This window comes from Longivirga aurantiaca, assembly GCF_042660085.1.
In the GTDB taxonomy this organism is placed as follows: Bacteria; Actinomycetota; Actinomycetes; order S36-B12; family CAIYMF01; genus Longivirga; species Longivirga aurantiaca.
In genome coordinates, this window is the sequence record NZ_JBHSTI010000008.1 from 1780647 (window position 1) to 1799902 (window position 19256).

The window sequence follows — 19256 nt, forward strand, 5'->3', positions numbered from 1 at the left end:
CGCCCGGCGGGGGCCCGTTCCTTCATCGCGACCGATCGGGTTAGGGCATGACGCCGGGGATGCCGCCGTCGAGGCGGAACTCGCTGCGCTCGATGCGCGGCGAGACCGCGGCGAGGGCCTCGGGGAGCGTGAAGGCGCCGGCGTACAGCGCCTTGCCGACGATCGCGCCCTCGACGCCGATGCCGACGAGCTCGGCGATCGCGTGCAGGTCGGCCAGCGACGAGACGCCGCCGGAGGCCACGACCGGCTTGTCGGTGCGCTCGCACACCTCGCGCAGCAGGTCGAGGTTGGGGCCGGTGAGCGTGCCGTCCTTGCGGACGTCGGTCACCACGTAGCGAGCGCACCCCTCGGAGTCCAGGCGTGCCAGCACCTCCCAGAGGTCGCCGCCGTCCTCCGTCCAGCCTCGCGCGGCGAGGGTCGTGCCGCGTACGTCGAGACCCACGGCGACGCGGTCGCCGTGCTCCGCGATCGCACGTGCGCACCACTCGGGGTTCTCGAGCGCCGCGGTGCCGATGTTGACACGCGTGCACCCGGTGGCGAGCGCGGCGCGCAGCGACTCGTCGTCGCGGATGCCGCCGCTCATCTCGACCTTGATGTCCATGCGGCCGACCACCTCGGCGAGCAGCGCGGCGTTCGAGCCGCGGCCGAAGGCGGCGTCGAGGTCGACGAGGTGGATCCACTCGGCGCCCTGCTCCTGCCACGCGAGCGCGGCCTCGAGCGGATCGCCGTACGACGTCTCGCTGCCGGCCTCCCCCTGCACGAGACGGACGGCCTGACCGTCGGCGACGTCGACTGCGGGGAGGAGCTCGAGGTAGGTCATGCCCTCAGCCTAACGAGCGCCTCCGAGGCCGGGCCGCGTCGGTAGCCACGCCCGCGCTACTCCGGGATAGAGGTCGGGACGTGCAGTTGAACTGACGTGATCGACCCTCAGGGCCCAGAAGTGCAGGTCAGACGGCGCGGTCGTAGAGCAGGACGCGGACGACGGGGAGGATCAGGAGCGAGAGCAGGAAGACCCAGAGGCGCGCCGACCAGTCGGGCAGGAACCACCAGACCACGGCCTGCACCGCGACGAAGAGCACGAGCAGCACGAGGAAGCGACGCCGACGGCGGGGTGCCAGCGGGTCGTTCGGCGGGAACTTGCGGCGCCACCACCGGCCGAACCGCGTGCGGGCCTTGCCGACCGGCTCGGTCACCGTGCCCGCGACCGCTGCCCGCTGGGCGGCACGCCTGCGGCTGCGGTCGCGCTTGTCGCGCTCCGCCGCCGCCGCGGCCTCGCGCTCGGCGCGACGACGCGCCCGCTCCTTGCTCATGAGCGCAGGGTGGCGACCCAGTTGGCCAGCACGCGCGCGCCGGCGTCCCCGGACTTCTCGGGGTGGAACTGGGTGGCGGCCAACGGGCCGTTCTCGACCGCGGCCACGAACGGCTCGCCGTGCGTCGCCCAGGTGACGAGGGGCGCGCGCAGCTTGTCGTTCGTGGGCTCGAGCTCCCACCGGCGTACGCCGTAGGAGTGCACGAAGTAGAAGCGCTCGCCCTCGACGCCCTCGAACAGGGTCGAGCCGGACGGCACGTCGACCGTGTTCCAGCCCATGTGCGGGAGCACGGGCGCGTGCAGCTCCTCGACGACGCCGGGCCACTCCCCCATGCCCTCGGTGTCCACGCCATGCTCGACGCCGTGCTCGAACAGCACCTGCATGCCGACGCAGATGCCGAGCACGGGCCGGCCGCCGGAGAGGCGGCGCCCGACGATCTCGTGGCCCTTGACCGCGCGGATGCCGGCCATGCACGCGGCGAACGCGCCCACGCCGGGGACGACGAGACCGTCGCACTCCAGCGCGGCCTCGCGGTCGGCCGTGACGGTGACCTCGGCGCCCGCCCGCACGAGCGCGCGCTCGGCCGAGAGGATGTTGCCCGACCCGTAGTCGAGCACCACGACGCTGGGGCTCATGGGATCAGCCCTGCTTCGGGAGCCACGCCATGGCGGCTGCGAACGACAGCGCGGCGCCGCTGGCGAGCACCATCGCGGGCAGCCAGCGACGGTTGCGCGCGAACGAGATCACACCGCCGACGAGGACCCCGGCGAGCACGAGCATGGCGACCCACACGGGACTACAGCGATCCCTTCGTGCTCGGCACACCGACCACGCGCGGGTCGATCTCGACGGCGGTGCGCAGCGCGCGCGCGAACGCCTTGAACTGCGTCTCGACGACGTGGTGCGCGTTGCGGCCGGCGAGCACCTTGACGTGCAGCGTGATGCGCGACTCCGCGACGATCGACTCGAAGATGTGCTTGGTCAGCGTGGTGTCGTACGAGCCGATGAGCTCGACGATCTCCGGCTCGTCGTGCACGAGGTAGGGGCGGCCGGAGAGGTCGACGGCGACCTGCACGAGAGCCTCGTCGAGCGGCACGAGCGAGTCGCCGTAGCGACGGATGCCCGCCTTGTCGCCGAGCGCCTCGCGCAGGGCCTGGCCGAGGGCCAGCGACGTGTCCTCGACGGTGTGGTGCGCATCGACCTCGAGGTCGCCCTTCGTGCGCACGACGAGGTCGAAGCCTCCGTGCTTCCCGATCTGGGCGAGCATGTGGTCGAAGAAGGGCACGCCCGTCTCGACGTCGGCAGTGCCGCTGCCGTCGATCTCGAGCTCGACGAGGACGTCGCTCTCCTTGGTCGTGCGCTGCACGCGCGCGGACCTGCTCATGCCGTGACCTCCTCCAGCGCGGCGCGGAACGCCGCGTTCTCCTCGGGTGTGCCGACGCTCACCCGCAAGTACGACTCGGGACCGGTCTCCCGGATCAGGACGCCGCGCTCGAGCAGCCCCTGCCAGATCGCGTGCCGGTCCTCGAAGTGCCCGAACAGCACGAAGTTCGCGTCGCTGTCCGGTACGGCGTGGCCGCGCGCTCGAAGCCACGCGACGAGTGCGTCGCGCTCGGACCGCAGCAGAGCCACCTGCGCCTGCAGCTCGTCCGCGTGCGCGAGCGCCGTGCGCGCGACGGCCTGCGTGACGGCGGACAGGTGGTACGGCAGGCGCACGAGCTGCACCGCCTGCACCACCGCGGGCGACGCGGCGAGGTAGCCGAGGCGCGCTCCGGCGAGGCCGAACGCCTTGCTCATCGTGCGGGTGACGACCAGGCGCGGGTGGTCGGCGAGCAGCTCGAGCGAGCTCGGGGTGCCGTCGCGGCGGAACTCGGCGTACGCCTCATCGACGACGACCATGCCGGGTGCGGCATCGAGCACGGCTCGGACGACGTCGAGCCCCAGCGGGGTGCCCGTGGGGTTGTTGGGCGAGGCGAGCAGCACGATGTCGGGCCGGTGCGCCTCGATCGCGAACACCGCGGCGACGGGGTCGACGCGGAAGTCGGCGTCGCGCGGGATGGTCACGTAGCGCGTGAACGTGTCGCGGCAGTACTCCGGGTACATCGAGTACGTCGGCGTGAAGCCCAGCGCCGTCCGGCCCGGGCCGCCGAACGCGAGCATCAGCTGGTGCATGACCTCGTTGCTGCCGTTGGCGGGCCAGAGCTGGTCGCCCGTGAGGGCCACGCCGCTCTCGCGCCCGAGGTACGTCGCGAGGTCCGCGCGCAGCGCCACGGCGTCGCGGTCGGGGTAGCGGTTGAGGCCTCGCGTGGCATCGGCGACGGCGGCGGCGACGTCTGCGACGAGCGACTCGGACGGCGCGAACGGGTTCTCGTTCACGTTGAGGCGCGCCGCGACGTCGAGCTGCGGGGCGCCGTACGGCACCTGACCTCGCAGGTCGTCACGCACCGGGAGGTCGTCGAGGTGGGTCATCTCAGCCGCCGCTCGGACGGTTGACGCGCACCTCGACGGCCGCTGCGTGGCCGGGGAGGTCCTCGGCGTTGGCGAGCGCGATGACGTGGTGGGCGACGTCGCGCAGCGCGTCGGCGTCGTAGTCGATCACGTGGATCCCGCGCAGGAACGTCTGCACGGACAGGCCCGACGAGTGGCACGCGCATCCGCCGGTGGGCAGGACGTGGTTGGAGCCGGCGGCGTAGTCGCCGAGGGAGACGGGTGCGTGCGCGCCCACGAAGATCGCACCCGCGTTGCGCACGCGGAGCGCCACCTCGCGCGCGTCGCGCGTCTGGATCTCGAGGTGCTCGGCGGCGTACGCGTCGACGACCGCGAGCCCGGCGTCGAGCGTGTCGACGAGCACGATCCCGCTCTGCGACCCGGCGAGCGCCTCGGCGATGCGCTCGCTGTGCTTGGTGGCCGGCACCTGGATCGCCAGCTCGGCCTCGACTGCGTCGGCGAGCTCGATGCTCGTGGTGACGAGCACGCTGGCTGCGATGACGTCGTGCTCGGCCTGGCTGATGAGGTCGGCGGCGACGTACGCGGCGTCGGCGGTGTCGTCGGCGAGGACTGCGATCTCGGTGGGGCCGGCCTCGGAGTCGATGCCGATACGGCCCTTGAGCAGTCGCTTGGCCGCGGTGACGTAGATGTTGCCCGGGCCGGTGACCATGTAGACGGGGGCGACGTCCTCGGTGCCGTAGGCGAACATCGCGACCGCCTGGGCCCCGCCGGCGGCGTACACCTCGTGCACGTCGAGCAGCGCGCACGCGGCGAGGATCGTGGGGTGGGGCAGGCCGCCGAAGTCCTTCTGCGGCGGGCTGGCGACGGCGAACGATGCGACGCCGGCGACCTGGGCCGGGACGACGTTCATGACCACCGAGCTCGGGTAGACCGCGCGACCCCCGGGCACGTAGAGGCCGACGCGCTCCACGGGGAGCCACCGCTCGGTGACCGAGCCGCCGGGGACGACCTGAGTCGTGGTGTCGGTGCGCCGCTGGTCCTCGTGCACCAGCCGAGCGCGACGGATCGCCTCCTCGAGGGCCGCCCGGACCGCCGGATCGAGGTTCGCGAGCGCGGAGTCGAGCGCCGCCTGCGGGACGCGCAGGCTCGGGGGGCGGACGCCGTCGAGCTTCTCGCCCCACTCGAGCACCGCCTCGGTGCCGCGCTGGCGCACGTCCTCGACGATGGGCCGCACGGTGTGGAGCACGCTCTCGACGTCGACGGCCGCGCGCGGCAGCACGTCACGGGGGTCGACGGACGAGCCCCTGAGGTCGATGCGGCGGATCACGCCGGCCAGTCTACGGAGGGCGGCCTCCGCGACCCACCCGAGTACTGGCCGGAGTCCGCCCCCTGAGATGCCGGGCGGGGGCGGGGATGCGCCGCACCGGCACGTGCGCCACGCTGGGACCGTGACGAGCAGGCGGGTGGGCGAGCGCGCTGTCATCCCGCTGTTCCCCCTCGGCACGGTGCTGGTGCCCGGTCTCGTGCTCCCGCTGCACGTCTTCGAGCCCCGCTACCGCCGGCTGCTGGCCGACCTCGCCGAGCGCCCGGAGGACGAGCGCGGCTTCGGCGTCGTGGCCATCCGCGAGGGCCACGAGGTGGGCGAGGACGGCGCGAAGGCGCTGCACGAGGTCGGCACGCTGGCGCTGCTGCGCTCGGTCGTGCCGTGGCCCGACGGTCGCGCGGACATCATGACCAACGGCGACGCCCGCTTCCGCGTGCTCCGCCTGGCCGACGAGGGCACGCCGTACACCTGCGCCGAGATCGAGTGGCTGGGCGAGGAGGACGGCGACGCCGACACCCACCTCGTGGCGCAGGCCGTGAGCGACCGGTTCGACGAGTACCGCGCCGCGGTGGCGGGCGCGGGGGCCGTCGAGGCGGCGCAGATGCTCGCCCTCTCGGAGGACCCGCGCATGCTGTCGTACCTCGTCGCCGCCGCGATGGTGCTCGACCTCCGCGACCGCCAGCGGCTGCTCGAGCTCCCGACCACGAGCGAGCGGCTCCGGGCCGAGATGGCGCTGCTCGCGCGCGAGAACGTGATGATGCGCGAGCTGCCCTCCCTCCCGGCGATCGACCTCGCGCGCACATCGAGCGGCATGAACTGACACCCTGGCCAGATGACCCCCGTCGACGGCGAGCAGGCACGGCTCGCCCTCGCGGCGGCCACGAGCGCCGAGGCGGTGCTCCCGTTCTTCGAGGAGGCCTCCCCGGGCGACCACCGCCCGGCCGACGCGATCGAGGCGGCGCGGGCGTGGGCCCGGGGCGAGATCACCGTCGACTCCGCCCGCCAGGCGGCGTACGGCGCCCACACCGCGGCCCGCGAGGCGCACACCGCGGCTGCGGTGGCCGCAGCACGTTCTGCCGGCCATGCCGCCGCGACGGCGGAGAACGCGGGCCATGCGCCGCACGCCCAGCAGTACGCCGACCGCGCGGCCGCCGAGCAGGCGCGCGTCGACGGGAGCCTGTCGTCTCCGTGAGCACGGAGTCCGCGATGATGCGGGCGTGAGCAAGAAGCCCTCCCCCGGCGGCACGCCCGCCACCGTGGCCCTGAGCGCCGCCGGTGTCGCCTTCACCGCCCACGCGTACGAGCACGACCCCTCGGCGCCGTCGTACGGCCTCGAGGCGGCCGAGGTGCTCGGGCTCCCGGCCGAGCAGGTGTTCAAGACGCTGCTGGCCGACGTCGACGGCTCCCTGGTGGTCGCGATCGTGCCGGTCGCCGGCAAGCTCGACCTCAAGGCCCTGGCCGCAGCCGTCGGCGGCAAGAAGGCCGCGATGGCTGACCCGCACCTCGCCGAGCGCACCACCGGCTACGTGGTCGGCGGCATCAGCCCGCTCGGGCAGAGGAAGCTGCTGCCGACGGTGCTGGACGAGACGGCGATCCTCTACGACACCGTCTACGTCAGCGGCGGGCGCCGCGGCTTCGACCTCGGCCTCGCACCCGACGACCTCGTCGCGCTCACGTCCGCGATCACGGCCGACATCGCCCGCGGCTGACGGCGACGCCGGCTGCCCAGCCAGGCGCGCGCCCGCCCGCCGGCGGACGCAGCCCGTCGACCGGGATGCCCGAGCTGACCAGCAGCCAGGCGACGAGCGAGTTGGAGTTCCACATCTCCCCCACCCGCTGCTCGTCGCGACCCCAGACGCAGGTCGGGAACGATGGAGCCAGGTCGAGGATCCGTGCGGCCACCCGTTCGTCCTCGCTGACGCGGTGCGCCCCGCCGACGGCGTAAGCGCGGTCCGGGATGACGCCGTCCCGCCAGCAGTGCACCTCGTAGCGGAAGTACTTCGAGCGGCCAAGGACGCGCAGGCCCACCGGACCCGATGTCACGGCCCCGACGTCGCTGTGGCCCGGGCCCCAGGCCGGGGTCATCTCGACGACGTAGCGCACCCCGCCGGCGACCACCTCGAGGGCGGCGTGGAAGAGGTCGGTCCGTGGTCGGCGTTGGCGCCAGGCGCTGATCGCCTCGTACGCAAGTCCGTTCCAGCGCACCACGGGAACCCGGGAACCTGCGCCGAGCGGGATCCAGAGCAGGTCGACGCCGGATGTGGTGCGGTCCATCACGTCCAACCCCCTGCCGTCAGAGCCCGCGCTCGCGCGCCTCGCGCTCGAGCCGGTCGAGCGCCTCGTCTACGGCCTCCGTGTCGTAAGCGTGCCGGGACACCGTGGCGAACCGCGCCCCGCGGATCGCGGACGCCGACAGCCCCCGTGCATTGGCCATGAACCGGTCGACCTCCGCCGCGTCGTAGCCGGGCCCGGCAGCCTTCGGGAAGGCCCCGCCGGCGCGCACGCCGGGGGGCAGCGCCGACGCCGGCCCGTGCGGCAGCAGCGGCGCCGAGCCGCCGTGGCTCCGCGCGAGCTCCTCGGCCGCACCCTCGGCCGCCGGCCGTGGCCACCACGAGGTGAAGTCGGGGATCAGAAGCCTCCGATGATCGGGGCGAGGACGACCTTGACGATCATCGCCACCGGGTAGACGAGCGCGTAGCCGAGGTTCACACGCGGATCGGCGCGTGTCACGTCGTTGGCGTAGGCCAGCACCGCGGGCTGGGTCTGGGTGCCCGCCATGACACCGGCCAGCGTCGCCCCGTACGCCGCCGACACGCGCCGGGTGGCGATCAGGCCGACGGCGACGAGCAGGGTGACCACCGCGCCGGTCGCGAGCAGCCGCGGGCCGAGGTCGCTCGCCAGCGCGTCGGCGAGCGCGGCACCGGCGTTGGATCCGGCGTAGGCGAGGAACATGAGCATGCCGAGCTGGGTCAGCGTGGCCGAGACCGAGTGCGGCAGCGACCAGAGCACCGGTCCGGTGCGCTGGAGGCGACCCACGACGAGCCCGACCAGCAGCGGGCCGCCCGCGATGCCGAGGGACACCACGGCGCCTCCGGGCAGCGGCACGTGGATCAGGCCGACGAGCAGACCGATGCCGAGGCCGAGGAAGAGACCGACCGGGTTGATGTCGGTCGCGCCGCGCTCGGAGTCGCCGAGGTGCTTGGCGACCTTCGCGATGGCCTCGGTCGGGCCGACGACGCGGACGCGGTCCCCCAGGGCGAGCACGAAGTCGTCGGTGGCGAGGATGTCGATGTCGCCGCGGCGCACACGGGTCGCCGTCACATGGAACTGGCCGGGGAGGTCGAGCTCGCCGATGGTGCGGCCGGCGATCGCGCGGTTCGACAGCGCGATGCGGCGGTAGTCCAGCGCCGTCCGGTCGGCGACCAGCCGCACCGTCGACAGGTGGCCGAGGTCGGAGACCACGCGCTGCACTGTCGGGCCGTCGCCGACCACGGTGATGATGTCGCCGCGCTGCGGGCGGTAGGTCGACACCGGCAGGTCGAGGGTGCCCGGGTGCCCGGGCTCGTCGCCGGTCATCAGCCGCGAGAACACCACGTGATGCTCGTAGCGCTCGGCGAGCGCGTCGAGGTCGGGCAGGTCGTCGAGGTCGACGCGCACCGACGCGCGCTCGAGCTGGGGCGGAGGGGCGCTGCGGTCGGCGGTGTCGGCCGGGGCCTTGGTCCGGGCCGCGATGCCCGCGGCGACGAGCATGCCGAGGACGCCGAAGAGGTAGGTCACCGAGTAGCCGACGATGGGCTGCTCGGACTGCAGCCGCTCGGTGCTCGCCGCGAGCGCAGGGGTGTTGGTGAGCGCACCGGCGTACACGCCGGACAGCACCGGGCCGGACAGCCCGAAGAGCGTGCCCGCCGCGATGGTGACGCCCGCACCCGCCACGAGGAGCGCCGCGACGACCACGATCGTGCGACCGCCCGTGCGCAGCGCCGAGAAGAACGACGGGCCCGCCGCGACGCCGATGGCGTAGGCGAACAGCACGAGGCCGAAGGTGCCGACGATCTGCGGGAGCTTCAGCCGGTCGTCGTACGCCGAGAGCGCGAGCGCCAGGAAGAGCACCGCGGCGGGGCCGAGCGAGAAGCGCTTGAACGACAGCGCGCCGACGGCGCTCCCGACCGCCAGCAGCAGACACAGCAGGACGAGCGGGTTGTCGGCCAGGAGGTCTGCAAACGCTTTCACGACTCGAGCCTAGGCCGCAGAGGGGACGGATCGCCCGGGGCGCGGTGCGGAGTTGCCCATGTCTCACTCGATCCTCTGGCCGTGCGGATCCCCCACCCTAGGCCCGCGCGCCGGCCTCAGTGCTGCAGGCAGCTCGGGCCGAGCAGCGCCTTGAGGTCGCCGTAGAGCGCCGGTGACGGCGTGACGCGGAGGCGGTCGTCGAGACGGACCACCGTCGTGCGCGGGCCGTTGGCGAGGGCGAGCCGGACCTCGGTGACCCCGGGGTGGGCGGCCAGCACCTCCTTGAACCGGTCGATCACGGGCGGGATGCACCGGGACGCCGGGATCGTGACCACGACCGGGCCCTGCTCGCCGGTCGAGAGGTCGGGGACGCTCACCTCCATCGCGATGAACTTGGGGGCCTCCTCCTCGCTCTTGTCCAGGCGGCCCTTCACGAGCAGGACGGCGTCGGGCACGACGTGCGGCCCGACGAGCTGGTAGGTCTGCGGGAACACCATGACGTCGATCGAGGCCTCGAGGTCCTCCAGCGTCGCGATCGCCCAGACGTTGCCCTGCTTGGTGACCTTGCGCTGCACGCTCGTGACGAGGCCGCCGACGACCAGGACCCGGCCGTCGTGCACGTCGTCGGTGTGCAGCGCCGAGATGGGCGCGTCGCTCGCGGCCGAGAGCACGTGCTCGACGCCGTTGAGGGGGTGGTCGGACACGTAGAGGCCGAGCATCTCCCGCTCGTAGCCGAGGAGCGTGGCCTTGTCCCACTCCCCCGTCGGGATCGGCGGCGGCGCGAAGAGCGCGGTGCTGCCGGCGGAGTCGTCGTCGCCGAAGCCGCCGAAGAGGGAGTCCTGCCCGATCGCCTCGTTGCGCTTGATGTCGGCGATCGAGTCGATCCGCGCCTCGTGCACCACGAGCAGGCCCTTGCGGCTCTCGCCCAGGCTGTCGAACGCGCCGGACTTGATGAGCGACTCGACGACGCGCTTGTTGACGACGCCGATCGGCACCTTCTCGAGGAAGTCGTCGAACCCGCCGAACCGGCCCTGGCTCGTCCGCGCCTCGATCAGGCCGTCGACCACGTTGCCGCCGACGTTGCGCACGGCCGAGAGGCCGAAGCGGATGTCGGTGCCACGCGGGGTGAAGTCGGAGTCGGACTCGTTGACGTCCGGCGGCAGCACCTTGATGCCCATGCGGCGGCACTCGTTGAGGTAGACGGCCGACTTGTCCTTGTCGTCCTTCACCGAGGTGAGCAGCGCGGCCATGTACTCCGAGGGGTAGTTGGCCTTGAGGTACGCCGTCCAGAACGACACGAGGCCGTAGCCGGCGGTGTGCGCCTTGTTGAAGGCGTAGTCGGAGAACGGGACGAGGATGTCCCACAGCGTCTTGATGGCGGCGTCGGAGTAGCCGTTGGCGCGCATGCCCTCGCTGAAGGGGACGTACTCCTTGTCGAGGATCTCCTTCTTCTTCTTGCCCATCGCGCGGCGCAGGAGGTCTGCGGCGCCGAGCGAGTAGCCGGCGAGCTTCTGGGCGATCGCCATGACCTGCTCCTGGTAGACGATCAACCCGTAGGTGTCGCCCAGGATCTCGGCCAGCGGCTCGGCGAGCTCGGGGTGGATCGGCTCGACCGGCTTGCGGCCGTTCTTGCGGTCGGCGTAGTCGTTGTGCGCGTTCGCGCCCATCGGGCCCGGGCGGTAGAGCGCGAGCACGGCGGAGATGTCCTCGAAGTTGTCGGGGGCCATCGAGCGCAGGAGCGCGCGCATCGGGCCGCCGTCGAGCTGGAAGACGCCGAGGGTGTCGCCGCGGGTGAGCAGCTCGTACGTCGGGCCGTCCTCGAGCGGCAGGGTCTCGAGGACGACGGTCTGGCCGCGGTTGTTGGCGATGTGCATGAGGCAGTCGTCGAGCACCGTGAGGTTGCGCAGGCCCAGGAAGTCCATCTTGAGCAGGCCCAGGGTCTCGCACACGCCCATGTCGAACTGCGTGATGATCGCGCCGTCCTGGTCGCGCCGCCAGATCGGGATGACGTCGAGCAGCGGCTCGGAGCAGAGGATCACGCCGGCTGCGTGCACGCCCGGCTGGCGCTTGAGGCCCTCGAGGCCCTTGGCGGTGTCGACGACCTTGCGGACGTCGGCGTCGCCGTCGTACAGCGCACGGAACTCGCCGGCCTCGTTGTAGCGCGGGTGCTTGGGGTCGAAGATGCCCGAGAGCGGGACGTCCTTGCCCATCACCGCCGGCGGCATCGCCTTGGTGATCCGCTCGCCGACGACGAACGGGTAGCCGAGCGCACGCGCGGAGTCCTTGATCGCGGCCTTGGCCTTGATCGAGCCGTACGTGATGATCTGGGCGACCCGCTCCTCGCCGTACTTCTCGGTGGCGTAGCGGATCATGTCGCCGCGCTTGCGCTCGTCGAAGTCCATGTCGATGTCGGGCATCGAGACGCGCTCGGGGTTGAGGAAGCGCTCGAACAGCAAGCCGTGCTTGATGGGGTCCAGCTCGGTGATGCCCATCGCGTAGGCGATGAGCGCGCCCGCCGCCGAGCCGCGGCCCGGGCCGACGCGGATGCCGTTGTCCTTCGCGTGCTGCACGAGGTCGGCGGTGACGAGGAAGTAGCCGGGGAAGCCCATCTGGATGATGACGCCGACCTCGTACGCCGCCTGCGCGCGGTGGGTGTCGGGGACGCCGTCCGGGAAGCGCACGGCGAGGCCGCGCTCGACCTCCTTGACGAGCCAGCTCTCCTCGGACTCGCCCTCGGGCACCGGGAAGCGCGGCATGAGGTTGGCGCCCTCGTTGAACGAGACGTTGCAGCGCTCGGCGATGAGCAGGGTGTTGTCGCACGCCTCGGGCAGCTCGCTCCAGACGCCGCGCATCTCGCCGGAGGTCTTGAGGTAGAAGTCGCGGGCGTCGAAGCGGAACCTCTTGGGGTCGTCCATGGTGGTGCGCGTGCCGATGCACAGCAGCACGTCGTGGCTCTCGGCGTCCCCGGGGTAGACGTAGTGCAGGTCGTTGGTGGCCACGAGCGGGATGTCGAGGCTGCGCGCGATCCTCAGCAGGTCTTCACGGTGCTTGCGCTCGATGCCGAGCCCGTGGTCCATGAGCTCGCAGAAGTAGTTGTCCTTGCCGAGGATGTCGCGGTAGTCGGCGGCCGCTGCCAGCGCGCGGTCGTAGTTGCCCGCCTGCAGCCAGCGGTTGACCTCGCCCGACGGGCAGCCGGTGGTGCCGATGATCCCCTTGCCGTACGTCTGGAGCAGGTCGCGGTCCATGCGCGGCTTGCGGTAGAAGCCCTCGAGGCTCGACAGCGACGAGAGCCGGAAGAGGTTGTGCAGGCCCTCGTTGTCCTCGGCCCACAGGGTCATGTGGGTGTACGCCTGGCGGCCCTTGCCCGTGGACTCGCCGTCCTCGCCCGTGCCCTCGTCGTACCCGCCGCCGAAGTCGAACGGCGACCGCTCGAAGCGGCCCTGCGGGGCGTAGTAGCCCTCGATGCCGATGATCGGCTTCACGCCGGCGGCCTTGCCGCGCTTGTAGAAGTCGTAGGCGCCGTAGAGGTTGCCGTGGTCGCTCATGGCGAGCGCGGGCATCTCGAGGCGCGCGGCCTCGGTGAACAGGTCGCCGAGCCGGGCGGCGCCGTCGAGCATGGAGTACTCGGTGTGCACGTGCAGGTGCACGAACGAGTCGCTCGACACGGGCGCGCCCTCCACTTCTCACCGACGACGGCGACCCCTCGGCCCCTGCTTGGAGGCAGGCCGCGGATCGCCCTCCGGGTGGGACCGTGCTGCGCAGGGCAGGGGGAAGGCGGCGTCCCGGAGGGCTCTCACCCTAACCCGCGGCACCGACGGCTCCGGGGCCGCCCGGACGGATCCCAGGTGGCTCGGCGTGTCGGTGATCTTGCTCGGGTCAGGGGGCGCCGAGGGCGTCCAGCTCGGCGTAGGTGGGGTCGTCCAGGACGAGCTCGGCCGCGCGGCAGTTGTCCTCGACGTGCGCGAGCGACTTGGTCCCGGGGATCGGCAGCATCACGGGGCTGCGGCGCAGGAGCCATGCCAGCGACAGCTGAGCCGGGCTCGCGCCCGTGCGCTCCGCGATCGCCCCGAGCGGTCCGTCGGGCGCCGCGATCTGGCCGCTCGCCACGGGGAACCACGGGATGAAGCCGATGCCGTGCGCCTCGCAGTGCGAGAGCAGCGCCTCGCTCTGACGGTTGGCGACGTTGTAGAGGTTCTGCACCGTGGCGATGGGCACGATCTCCTGCGCCGCCTGCAGCTCCTCGACCGTCACCTCGGACAGCCCCACGTGGCGGACCTTCCCCTCCTCCACGAGGGCTGCGAAGACGCCGAGCTGGTCCTCCAGCGGCACGTCCGGGTCGATCCGGTGGAGCTGGTAGAGGTCGATCGTCTCGACGCCGAGGCGGCGCAGCGACATCTCCGCGCACTGGCGGAGGTAGGCCGGGTGCCCGACGACGGTCCACTGGTCCGGCCCCTGCCGGGTGAAGCCGGCCTTGGTCGCGATCCGCACGTGGCCGTACGGGTGCAGGGCCTCGCGGATGAGGTCCTCGGACACGAACGGGCCGTACGAGTCCGCGGTGTCGATGAAGTCGACACCGAGCTCGACCGCGCGGCGCAGCACCGCGACGGCGCCGGCGTGGTCGTCCGGCTCGCCCCAGCGGCCGGCGCCCAGGATCTGCATCGCGCCGTACCCGAGCCGGTGGACCGGGAGGTCGCCCCCGATCGCGAACGTGCCGGAGGCGTGGACGGGCTGGGCGCTGCGCTCGGGGCTCATACCGGCATCCAACCGGATTCTGCGGCCCGCGCATTCCCCCGGCGTGGCGGGCACAGGTGCACCACGATGTCGGGGGAGGACGACATGGCCGCGACGCCGATAGACGAGTTCGTCACGCTGTACGAGGACCTGCACCGCAACCCCGAGCTCCGCTTCCAGGAGACGCGCACCGCGGGGATCGTGGCCGACCGGCTCCGCGCCCTCGGGTACGACGTCACCACCGGCGTCGGGCGCACCGGCGTCGTCGGCGTCCTCAGCAACGGCGACGGGCCCACGGTGATGCTGCGTGCCGACATGGACGCCCTTCCCGTGGAGGAGAAGACCGGGCTGCCCTACGCCAGCAGCGTCCGCGCGGTCGGCGAGGACGGCACCGAGGTGCCGGTCATGCACGCGTGCGGGCACGACGTCCACGTCACGTGCCTGCTCGCCGCCCTCGAGCGCATCGTGCGGGGCGAGGCGGCCGCGGCCGGCGCGCCTAGCGAGCCCGAGATCATCCCCGTGATGTCGGCCCCCGCGGTGGTCAACGACCCCGACGCGGTCGCGCGCACGTCAGCGGTCCTGGCATCGGTGGCGATGGTGGTCGACCCCGGGGTGGTCACGGGCAGCGAGGACGTGGGCATGTTCGCCACGGCCGCCGGTGCGCCGTGCGTCTACTGGCTGCTCGGCGGCGCCGACCCCGCGCTGTCCACCGCTCCCCCGCTCTCGGAGGAGTCCATGGCCCAGCTGCGCTCGGTGCCGTCCAACCACTCGCCGATGTATGCGCCGGCACCCGTCCCGACCCTCGCGATCGGCCGCGACGCCCTGGTCGCGGCCGCGCAGGAGTGGCTGGCACCGTGACCCCTGATGTCAGGGTCCGCCCGGCCCGGGCCGACGACGTCGCGGACCTGCTGACGATCTGCCTGCAGACGGGCGACGCCGGACGCGACGCCTCGTCGCTGCACTCGGACCCCGAGCTGCTCGGCCGGGTGTGGGCCGTGCCCTACCTCGACCTCGAGCCCGCGCACGCCTTCGTCGCGACTGTGGACGGCACGGTCGTCGGCTACGTGCTCGGAACGCCGGACACCCGCGTGTTCGAGGACCGCGCCGAGCGCCTCTACTGGCCCCAGCTGCGCCTCCGGTACCCGCTCGGCCCCGTCACGGGACGCACCGCGGCCGACGAGGACCTCGTCGCGCTCGTCCACGCGCCGCCGACGGCGCCTGCCGCAGTGGTCGAGCGCTGGCCGGGGCACCTGCACGTCGACCTCCTGCCGTCGGCGCAGGGGTACGGGCTGGGTCGGCGGCTGGTCGGTCGCGTGCGCGGGTCGCTGGCCCGGGACGGCTGCTCCGGCATCCATGTCGGCGTCGACCCGCACAACGAGGCCGCGCTCGGCTTCTACCGGCACCTGGGGTTCGCGGACCTGCCGGCGACCCCAGGGGTCGCGTACCTCGGCGTACAGATGCCGCCCGGGCGGGAATAGGGGGCGGGGCATCGTCGTTGAGCCTTCAACCATCGACGACGACGAACCCAGGGGCAGCACATGAGCGACTTCCACGACTGGAACCAGCGGATCATCGCGGAGTTCCGCGCCAACAGCGGCAAGGTCGGGGGCCAGTTCGAGGGCGCCCCCGTCGTCCTCATGCACGGCGTCGGGCGCAAGTCCGGCAAGGAGACCATCCACCCCGTGATGTACCTCGCCGACGAGAGCGACCCGGCGACGATCTATGTGTTCGCCTCCAAGGCCGGGATGCCCACGCACCCGGACTGGTACTGGAACCTCACGACCGCCGGTCGCCTCACGGTCGAGGTCGGCACCGAGACGTACGAGGCGACGGTGACCGAGCTGCAGGACGACGACCGTGACCGCGTCTACGCGACCCAGGCCGAGCGCTACCCGGGCTTCGCGGAGTACGAGGTGAAGACCGCCGGCCTCCGTACGATCCCGGTGCTCGCCCTCACCCGCGCCTGACGGCGACGGACCGGGTCAGCCCTGGCTGATGATGTCGAGCGCGGTCTGCAGGTCGGCAGGGTAGGTCGAGGAGAGCTCGACCCACGCGCCCGTTCCTGGATGCTCGAAACCGAGCCGCGTGGCGTGCAGCCACTGGCGGCCGAGCCCGAGCCGCTTGGAGAGCACCGGGTCGGCGCCGTACGTCAGGTCGCCGACGCAGGGGTGGCGCATCGCCGAGGTGTGCACGCGGATCTGGTGGGTGCGACCGGTCTCGAGGTGGATCTCGAGCAGCGACGCGTGCCGGAACGCCTCGAGCGTGTCGTAGTGCGTGACGCTCGGCTTCCCCTCGGCCACGACCGCCCAGCGCCACTCGTGCTGCGGGTGGCGGTCGATCGGCGCGTCGATCGTGCCGCGGAGAGGATCCATCACGCCCTGCACCATCGCGTGATAGATCTTCTCGACCGTGCGCTCCTTGAACTGGCGCTTGAGCGAGGTGTACGCGCGCTCGCTCTTGGCCACGACCATGAGCCCCGAGGTGCCGACGTCGAGCCGGTGCACGACGCCCTGGCGCTCTGCGGCGCCCGAGGTGGAGACGCGGTAGCCCGCGCCGGCGAGGCCGCCGACGACGGTGGGGCCGGTCCAGCCCGGGGACGGATGCGCTGCGACGCCCACGGGCTTGTCGACCACCACGACGTCGTCGTCGTCGAGCACGACCCGCAGCCCCGCGACGACCTCGGGCACGATCTGCACCGCGACCGGCTCGCCGGGCATGACGACCTCGAGCCACTGCCCGGCCGACACGCGCGCGGACTTGCCCACGACGTCGCCGTCGAGCGTCACCTGGCCGTCGGCCGCGAGGTCGGCGGCCTTCGTGCGCGAGAAGCCGAACAGCCGCGCGAGCGCGGCATCGACCCTCTCTCCCTCGAGGCCGTCGGGGACGGGGAGCGTGCGGACCTCAGCCATGCGTCCTCACGCCCGCGAGCCGTCGAGCTCGACGCCGCGCAGCGCCAGCAGCACCATGAGCGCGCTCGAGCAGACGATCGAGGCGTCGGCGAGGTTGAACACGGCGAAGTTCGGGAACGTGATCCAGTCGACGACGTGCCCCTGGAACAGCCCGGGCTCGCGGAACACGCGGTCGATCAGGTTGCCCACCGCACCGCCGAGCAGGCCGCCGAGCGCGACCGCCCAGCCGATGCTGCCGATCTGGCGCGACTTGCGGATGATGAACACCGCGACGGCCGTGGCGATGGCCGTGAAGACGAAGGTGTAGCCGGTGCCGAAGCTGAACGCCGCGCCGGGGTTGCGCAGGAACGTCAGCGTGACGAGCCCGCCGAGCAGCTCGATCGGGTCCTGACCCTCGAGGTAGCGGATCGCCAGCAGCTTGGTCACCTGGTCGAGCACCACCACGGACACGGCGATGCTGAAGGTGAGCCGGACGAGGTGGCCCTGGCGCGGGGACGGAGTTCGCGCGGGGACGTCGACGGCCTCCGCCTCGGCGGGTGCTGGCTGCTGATCGTCCTCCACGGGACGCGAGCCTATGCGGAGCCCACCGATCCCGACGAACCGGACGAGCTAGCGGCGCTCCTCGAGCTGCTTGCACGACACGCAGAGCGTCGCCCGCGGGAAGGCCTGCAGGCGCAGCTTGCCGATCGGCCTGCCGCACCGCTCGCAGACGCCGTACGTGCCATCGGCGAGACGCGCCAGCGCGCGCTCGTTCTGCAGCAGCAGCTCGCGGGCGTTGTTGGCCAGCGACATCTCGTGCTCGCGCTCGAAGGTCTTGGTGCCGGCGTCGGCCTGGTCGTCGCCGGCTCCGTCGCCGGAGTCGCGCAGCAGGTCGGCGATGCCCTCCTCGGCGTCGCTGATCTGGTGGTTGAGCCGGACGATCTCCTGCTCGAGCTCGGCGCGCACCTCGGACAGCTCGGACTTGGTCCACGGCGACTCGTCCTCGCGGACGGCGAGCTTGGGGGCGGCCGGCTTGGTGGGCCGCTGGGGCACCCGCGGCGCCAGCTTGGGCGAGGGGGGCTTGGGTGCGGGCGCCGCCTTGGCGGCCTTGGCGGCCTTGGGTGCCTTGGCAGGGGCGGCCGCGACCGGCGTCGCGGCAGCGGCCTTCGCGGGCGGAGCGGCCTTGACCGGTGCGGCCTTCGTGGCCGGCGCAGCCTTCGTGGCCGGTGCAGCCTTCTTCGCGGGCGCGGCCTTCGCGGGTGCAGCCTTCTTCGCGGGCGCGGCCTTCGCGGGTGCAGCCTTCTTCGCGGGCGCAGCCTTCGCGGGCGCAGCCTTCTTCGCGGGCGCAGCCTTGACGGGCGCGGCCTTCTTCGCGGGTGCAGCGGCCTTCGCGGGCGCTGCCTTCTTGGCCGATGCGGCCTTGGCGGGCGCGGCCTTCTTGGCCGGCGCGGCCTTCTTGGCGGGCGCAGCCTTCTTGGCCGGCGCGGCCTTCTTGGCGGGCGCAGCCTTCTTGGCGGGCGCAGCCTTGGTGGGTGCGGCCTTCTTCGCGGGCGCGGCCATGGCCGCCTCCTTCGGTTCCGGAGCGGACCCCCGCCCGCCGGGTCACCGTCCGACCAGCCTGGTGGAGCGCTCGTCGCCGGTGCACTCGCCCAGCCGGTCCGGACAAGTCACGTGAGGGTAGGTGCGAGCCGGTTCATGATCAAGACGGCGCGCCGTTCGGACCCGCACGGTGACCAACGTCGCAGGTCAGCGGGCCGTTCCCGCACCGAGCACGGCGATCCGGGCGGTCAGATCGGCCGGAGGTTGCCGGATTTCGAGCAGTTTGTCCCGACTTGTCGCTCCGCGCAGCAGGGACACCTGGTGGGGGCGTACGCCGAGGGCCGCCGCGACCGCCCGCAGGACCGCGTCGGTGGCCGCGCCGTCGACCGCGCGGGCGCTCACCGCCACCACGAGCGGTGCGTCCGGGCCGTCGCCGTACCTGCCGCCGACCCGGGTGCGCGAGGCCCCGGGCCGCACCCGGACGGCCAGGGTGACGCGCTCGGGATCCATACCTGCAAGCCTGGCACCTCCCGCGCCCGTTACCCTTCACCTCGAGGTCCAGGCACGGCGACGACGGGGACGAGTAGTCCCGCACGCAGCCACGAGCGACCCGGGGACGGTGCGAGCCCGGGGGTGTGCGCGGGGTGAAGATCACCCCTGAGCTGCCGGAGGATCCGCAGGCACGCCCTGCGGGGTAGAACCGGCCGCCTGGAGCGACGCGAGCGGGCGCTGCACGTCCCACGAGGACGAGCGGCGCCAAGGAGGGTGGTACCGCGGGGCCGCCGG

Annotated in this window: 22 protein-coding genes; 6 read left to right on the top strand and 16 right to left on the bottom strand. The window is 72.7% G+C overall.

Annotation, left to right across the window (positions count from 1 at the left end):
- Window positions 1–40: 40 nt before the first annotated feature.
- The 7 genes from priA to hisD all read right to left on the bottom strand — a co-directional run bounded on the left by priA (window position 41) and on the right by hisD (window position 5085).
- Window positions 41–820, bottom strand: a complete 780-nt coding sequence (priA, locus tag ACFQGU_RS12420; protein ID WP_386767103.1) for a bifunctional 1-(5-phosphoribosyl)-5-((5-phosphoribosylamino)methylideneamino)imidazole-4-carboxamide isomerase/phosphoribosylanthranilate isomerase PriA — start codon at window positions 818–820, stop codon at window positions 41–43.
- A gap of 127 nt (window positions 821–947) precedes the next feature.
- Window positions 948–1310, bottom strand: a complete 363-nt coding sequence (locus tag ACFQGU_RS12425; protein WP_386767105.1) for a hypothetical protein — start codon at window positions 1308–1310, stop codon at window positions 948–950.
- The gene (gene hisH, locus ACFQGU_RS12430; RefSeq protein WP_386767107.1) at window positions 1307–1945 is read right to left on the bottom strand and encodes an imidazole glycerol phosphate synthase subunit HisH; all 639 of its coding nucleotides are present in this window, start codon (window positions 1943–1945) and stop codon (window positions 1307–1309) included. Before hisH ends, ACFQGU_RS12425 begins: the two co-directional genes overlap by 4 nt.
- 4 nt (window positions 1946–1949) lie before the next feature.
- Window positions 1950–2102 (bottom strand): hypothetical protein, encoded by a 153-nt coding sequence (locus tag ACFQGU_RS12435; protein WP_386767109.1) that lies wholly within the window; start codon window positions 2100–2102, stop codon window positions 1950–1952.
- A gap of 4 nt (window positions 2103–2106) precedes the next feature.
- Window positions 2107–2694, bottom strand: a complete 588-nt coding sequence (gene hisB / locus ACFQGU_RS12440) for an imidazoleglycerol-phosphate dehydratase HisB (RefSeq protein WP_386767111.1) — start codon at window positions 2692–2694, stop codon at window positions 2107–2109.
- Entirely contained in the window at window positions 2691–3779 is a 1089-nt protein-coding gene (locus tag ACFQGU_RS12445; RefSeq protein WP_386767113.1) for a histidinol-phosphate transaminase, read from the bottom strand. Before ACFQGU_RS12445 ends, hisB begins: the two co-directional genes overlap by 4 nt.
- 1 nt (window position 3780) lies before the next feature.
- Window positions 3781–5085, bottom strand: a complete 1305-nt coding sequence (gene hisD / locus ACFQGU_RS12450; RefSeq protein ID WP_386767115.1) for a histidinol dehydrogenase — start codon at window positions 5083–5085, stop codon at window positions 3781–3783.
- Between the two features lie 121 nt (window positions 5086–5206).
- On the opposite strand from hisD, the gene ACFQGU_RS12455 reads away from it, so the two are divergent.
- Genes ACFQGU_RS12455 through ybaK form a run of 3 tightly spaced genes read left to right on the top strand, consistent with a single transcriptional unit; the run spans window position 5207 to window position 6791 of the window.
- On the top strand, window positions 5207–5902 hold the full coding sequence (locus ACFQGU_RS12455) for an LON peptidase substrate-binding domain-containing protein (RefSeq protein ID WP_386767117.1): 696 nt from the start codon (window positions 5207–5209) through the stop codon (window positions 5900–5902).
- Window positions 5903–5914: 12 nt separating this feature from the next.
- On the top strand, window positions 5915–6274 hold the full coding sequence (locus tag ACFQGU_RS12460; protein WP_386767119.1) for a putative immunity protein: 360 nt from the start codon (window positions 5915–5917) through the stop codon (window positions 6272–6274).
- A gap of 25 nt (window positions 6275–6299) precedes the next feature.
- Window positions 6300–6791 (top strand): Cys-tRNA(Pro) deacylase, encoded by a 492-nt coding sequence (gene ybaK / locus ACFQGU_RS12465; RefSeq protein WP_386767121.1) that lies wholly within the window; start codon window positions 6300–6302, stop codon window positions 6789–6791.
- On the opposite strand, the gene ACFQGU_RS12470 is transcribed toward ybaK, so the two are convergent.
- The 5 genes from ACFQGU_RS12470 to ACFQGU_RS12490 all read right to left on the bottom strand — a co-directional run bounded on the left by ACFQGU_RS12470 (window position 6766) and on the right by ACFQGU_RS12490 (window position 14064).
- Window positions 6766–7356 carry a hypothetical protein gene (locus ACFQGU_RS12470; protein ID WP_386767123.1) on the bottom strand — a complete coding sequence of 197 codons (591 nt, stop codon included), beginning with the start codon at window positions 7354–7356 and terminating at the stop codon, window positions 6766–6768. The two genes, ybaK and ACFQGU_RS12470, sit on opposite strands and share 26 nt — an antisense overlap.
- Before the next feature lie 19 nt (window positions 7357–7375).
- Entirely contained in the window at window positions 7376–7585 is a 210-nt protein-coding gene (locus ACFQGU_RS12475; RefSeq protein WP_386767125.1) for a DivIVA domain-containing protein, read from the bottom strand.
- Between the two features lie 125 nt (window positions 7586–7710).
- Window positions 7711–9312 (bottom strand): aspartate:alanine exchanger family transporter, encoded by a 1602-nt coding sequence (locus tag ACFQGU_RS12480; protein WP_386767127.1) that lies wholly within the window; start codon window positions 9310–9312, stop codon window positions 7711–7713.
- Window positions 9313–9428: 116 nt separating this feature from the next.
- Window positions 9429–12977: a DNA polymerase III subunit alpha gene (gene dnaE / locus ACFQGU_RS12485; protein ID WP_386767129.1), complete on the bottom strand. Its 3549-nt coding sequence runs from the start codon at window positions 12975–12977 to the stop codon at window positions 9429–9431.
- Between the two features lie 211 nt (window positions 12978–13188).
- The gene (locus ACFQGU_RS12490; RefSeq protein ID WP_386767131.1) at window positions 13189–14064 is read right to left on the bottom strand and encodes an aldo/keto reductase; all 876 of its coding nucleotides are present in this window, start codon (window positions 14062–14064) and stop codon (window positions 13189–13191) included.
- An 84-nt stretch (window positions 14065–14148) separates the two neighbouring features.
- On the opposite strand from ACFQGU_RS12490, the gene ACFQGU_RS12495 reads away from it, so the two are divergent.
- From ACFQGU_RS12495 to ACFQGU_RS12505, 3 genes are read left to right on the top strand one after another with little or no spacing between them, the layout of a single operon-like run.
- Window positions 14149–14901, top strand: coding sequence for a M20/M25/M40 family metallo-hydrolase (locus ACFQGU_RS12495; RefSeq protein ID WP_386767133.1), 753 nt, complete (start codon window positions 14149–14151; stop codon window positions 14899–14901).
- The gene (locus tag ACFQGU_RS12500; RefSeq protein ID WP_386767135.1) at window positions 14898–15521 is read left to right on the top strand and encodes a GNAT family N-acetyltransferase; all 624 of its coding nucleotides are present in this window, start codon (window positions 14898–14900) and stop codon (window positions 15519–15521) included. The genes ACFQGU_RS12495 and ACFQGU_RS12500 overlap by 4 nt, the downstream gene beginning before the upstream one ends.
- 60 nt (window positions 15522–15581) lie before the next feature.
- A complete protein-coding gene (locus ACFQGU_RS12505) occupies window positions 15582–16010 on the top strand; it encodes a nitroreductase family deazaflavin-dependent oxidoreductase (RefSeq protein WP_386767137.1) in 429 nt (142 codons plus the stop codon).
- A 15-nt stretch (window positions 16011–16025) separates the two neighbouring features.
- Here ACFQGU_RS12505 and ACFQGU_RS12510 read toward each other — a convergent pair whose 3' ends face one another.
- The 4 genes from ACFQGU_RS12510 to ACFQGU_RS12525 all read right to left on the bottom strand — a co-directional run bounded on the left by ACFQGU_RS12510 (window position 16026) and on the right by ACFQGU_RS12525 (window position 18980).
- Entirely contained in the window at window positions 16026–16952 is a 927-nt protein-coding gene (locus ACFQGU_RS12510; RefSeq protein WP_386767139.1) for an RluA family pseudouridine synthase, read from the bottom strand.
- Between the two features lie 6 nt (window positions 16953–16958).
- Window positions 16959–17513 (bottom strand): signal peptidase II, encoded by a 555-nt coding sequence (gene lspA, locus ACFQGU_RS12515; RefSeq protein ID WP_386767141.1) that lies wholly within the window; start codon window positions 17511–17513, stop codon window positions 16959–16961.
- Window positions 17514–17561: 48 nt separating this feature from the next.
- Window positions 17562–18491 carry a TraR/DksA family transcriptional regulator gene (locus ACFQGU_RS12520; protein ID WP_386767143.1) on the bottom strand — a complete coding sequence of 310 codons (930 nt, stop codon included), beginning with the start codon at window positions 18489–18491 and terminating at the stop codon, window positions 17562–17564.
- 186 nt (window positions 18492–18677) lie between these two features.
- Complete coding sequence (locus ACFQGU_RS12525; protein WP_386767145.1) at window positions 18678–18980, bottom strand: DUF167 domain-containing protein; 303 nt, start codon at window positions 18978–18980, stop codon at window positions 18678–18680.
- Window positions 18981–19256: the final 276 nt, after the last annotated feature.

What these genes read in the sequence shown, in the direction of transcription:
- priA (WP_386767103.1), bottom strand. Translation starts at nt 820, where the DNA reads ATGACCTACCTCGAGCTCCTCCCCGCAGTCGACGTCGCCGACGGTCAG.
- ACFQGU_RS12425 (WP_386767105.1), bottom strand. Translation starts at nt 1,310, where the DNA reads ATGAGCAAGGAGCGGGCGCGTCGTCGCGCCGAGCGCGAGGCCGCGGCG.
- hisH (WP_386767107.1), bottom strand. Translation starts at nt 1,945, where the DNA reads ATGAGCCCCAGCGTCGTGGTGCTCGACTACGGGTCGGGCAACATCCTC.
- hisB (WP_386767111.1), bottom strand. Translation starts at nt 2,694, where the DNA reads ATGAGCAGGTCCGCGCGCGTGCAGCGCACGACCAAGGAGAGCGACGTC.
- ACFQGU_RS12445 (WP_386767113.1), bottom strand. Translation starts at nt 3,779, where the DNA reads ATGACCCACCTCGACGACCTCCCGGTGCGTGACGACCTGCGAGGTCAG.
- ACFQGU_RS12460 (WP_386767119.1), top strand. Translation starts at nt 5,915, where the DNA reads ATGACCCCCGTCGACGGCGAGCAGGCACGGCTCGCCCTCGCGGCGGCC.
- ACFQGU_RS12470 (WP_386767123.1), bottom strand. Translation starts at nt 7,356, where the DNA reads ATGGACCGCACCACATCCGGCGTCGACCTGCTCTGGATCCCGCTCGGC.
- ACFQGU_RS12490 (WP_386767131.1), bottom strand. Translation starts at nt 14,064, where the DNA reads ATGAGCCCCGAGCGCAGCGCCCAGCCCGTCCACGCCTCCGGCACGTTC.
- ACFQGU_RS12495 (WP_386767133.1), top strand. Translation starts at nt 14,149, where the DNA reads ATGGCCGCGACGCCGATAGACGAGTTCGTCACGCTGTACGAGGACCTG.
- ACFQGU_RS12505 (WP_386767137.1), top strand. Translation starts at nt 15,582, where the DNA reads ATGAGCGACTTCCACGACTGGAACCAGCGGATCATCGCGGAGTTCCGC.
- ACFQGU_RS12510 (WP_386767139.1), bottom strand. Translation starts at nt 16,952, where the DNA reads ATGGCTGAGGTCCGCACGCTCCCCGTCCCCGACGGCCTCGAGGGAGAG.
- ACFQGU_RS12520 (WP_386767143.1), bottom strand. Translation starts at nt 18,491, where the DNA reads ATGGCCGCGCCCGCGAAGAAGGCCGCACCCACCAAGGCTGCGCCCGCC.
- ACFQGU_RS12525 (WP_386767145.1), bottom strand. Translation starts at nt 18,980, where the DNA reads ATGGATCCCGAGCGCGTCACCCTGGCCGTCCGGGTGCGGCCCGGGGCC.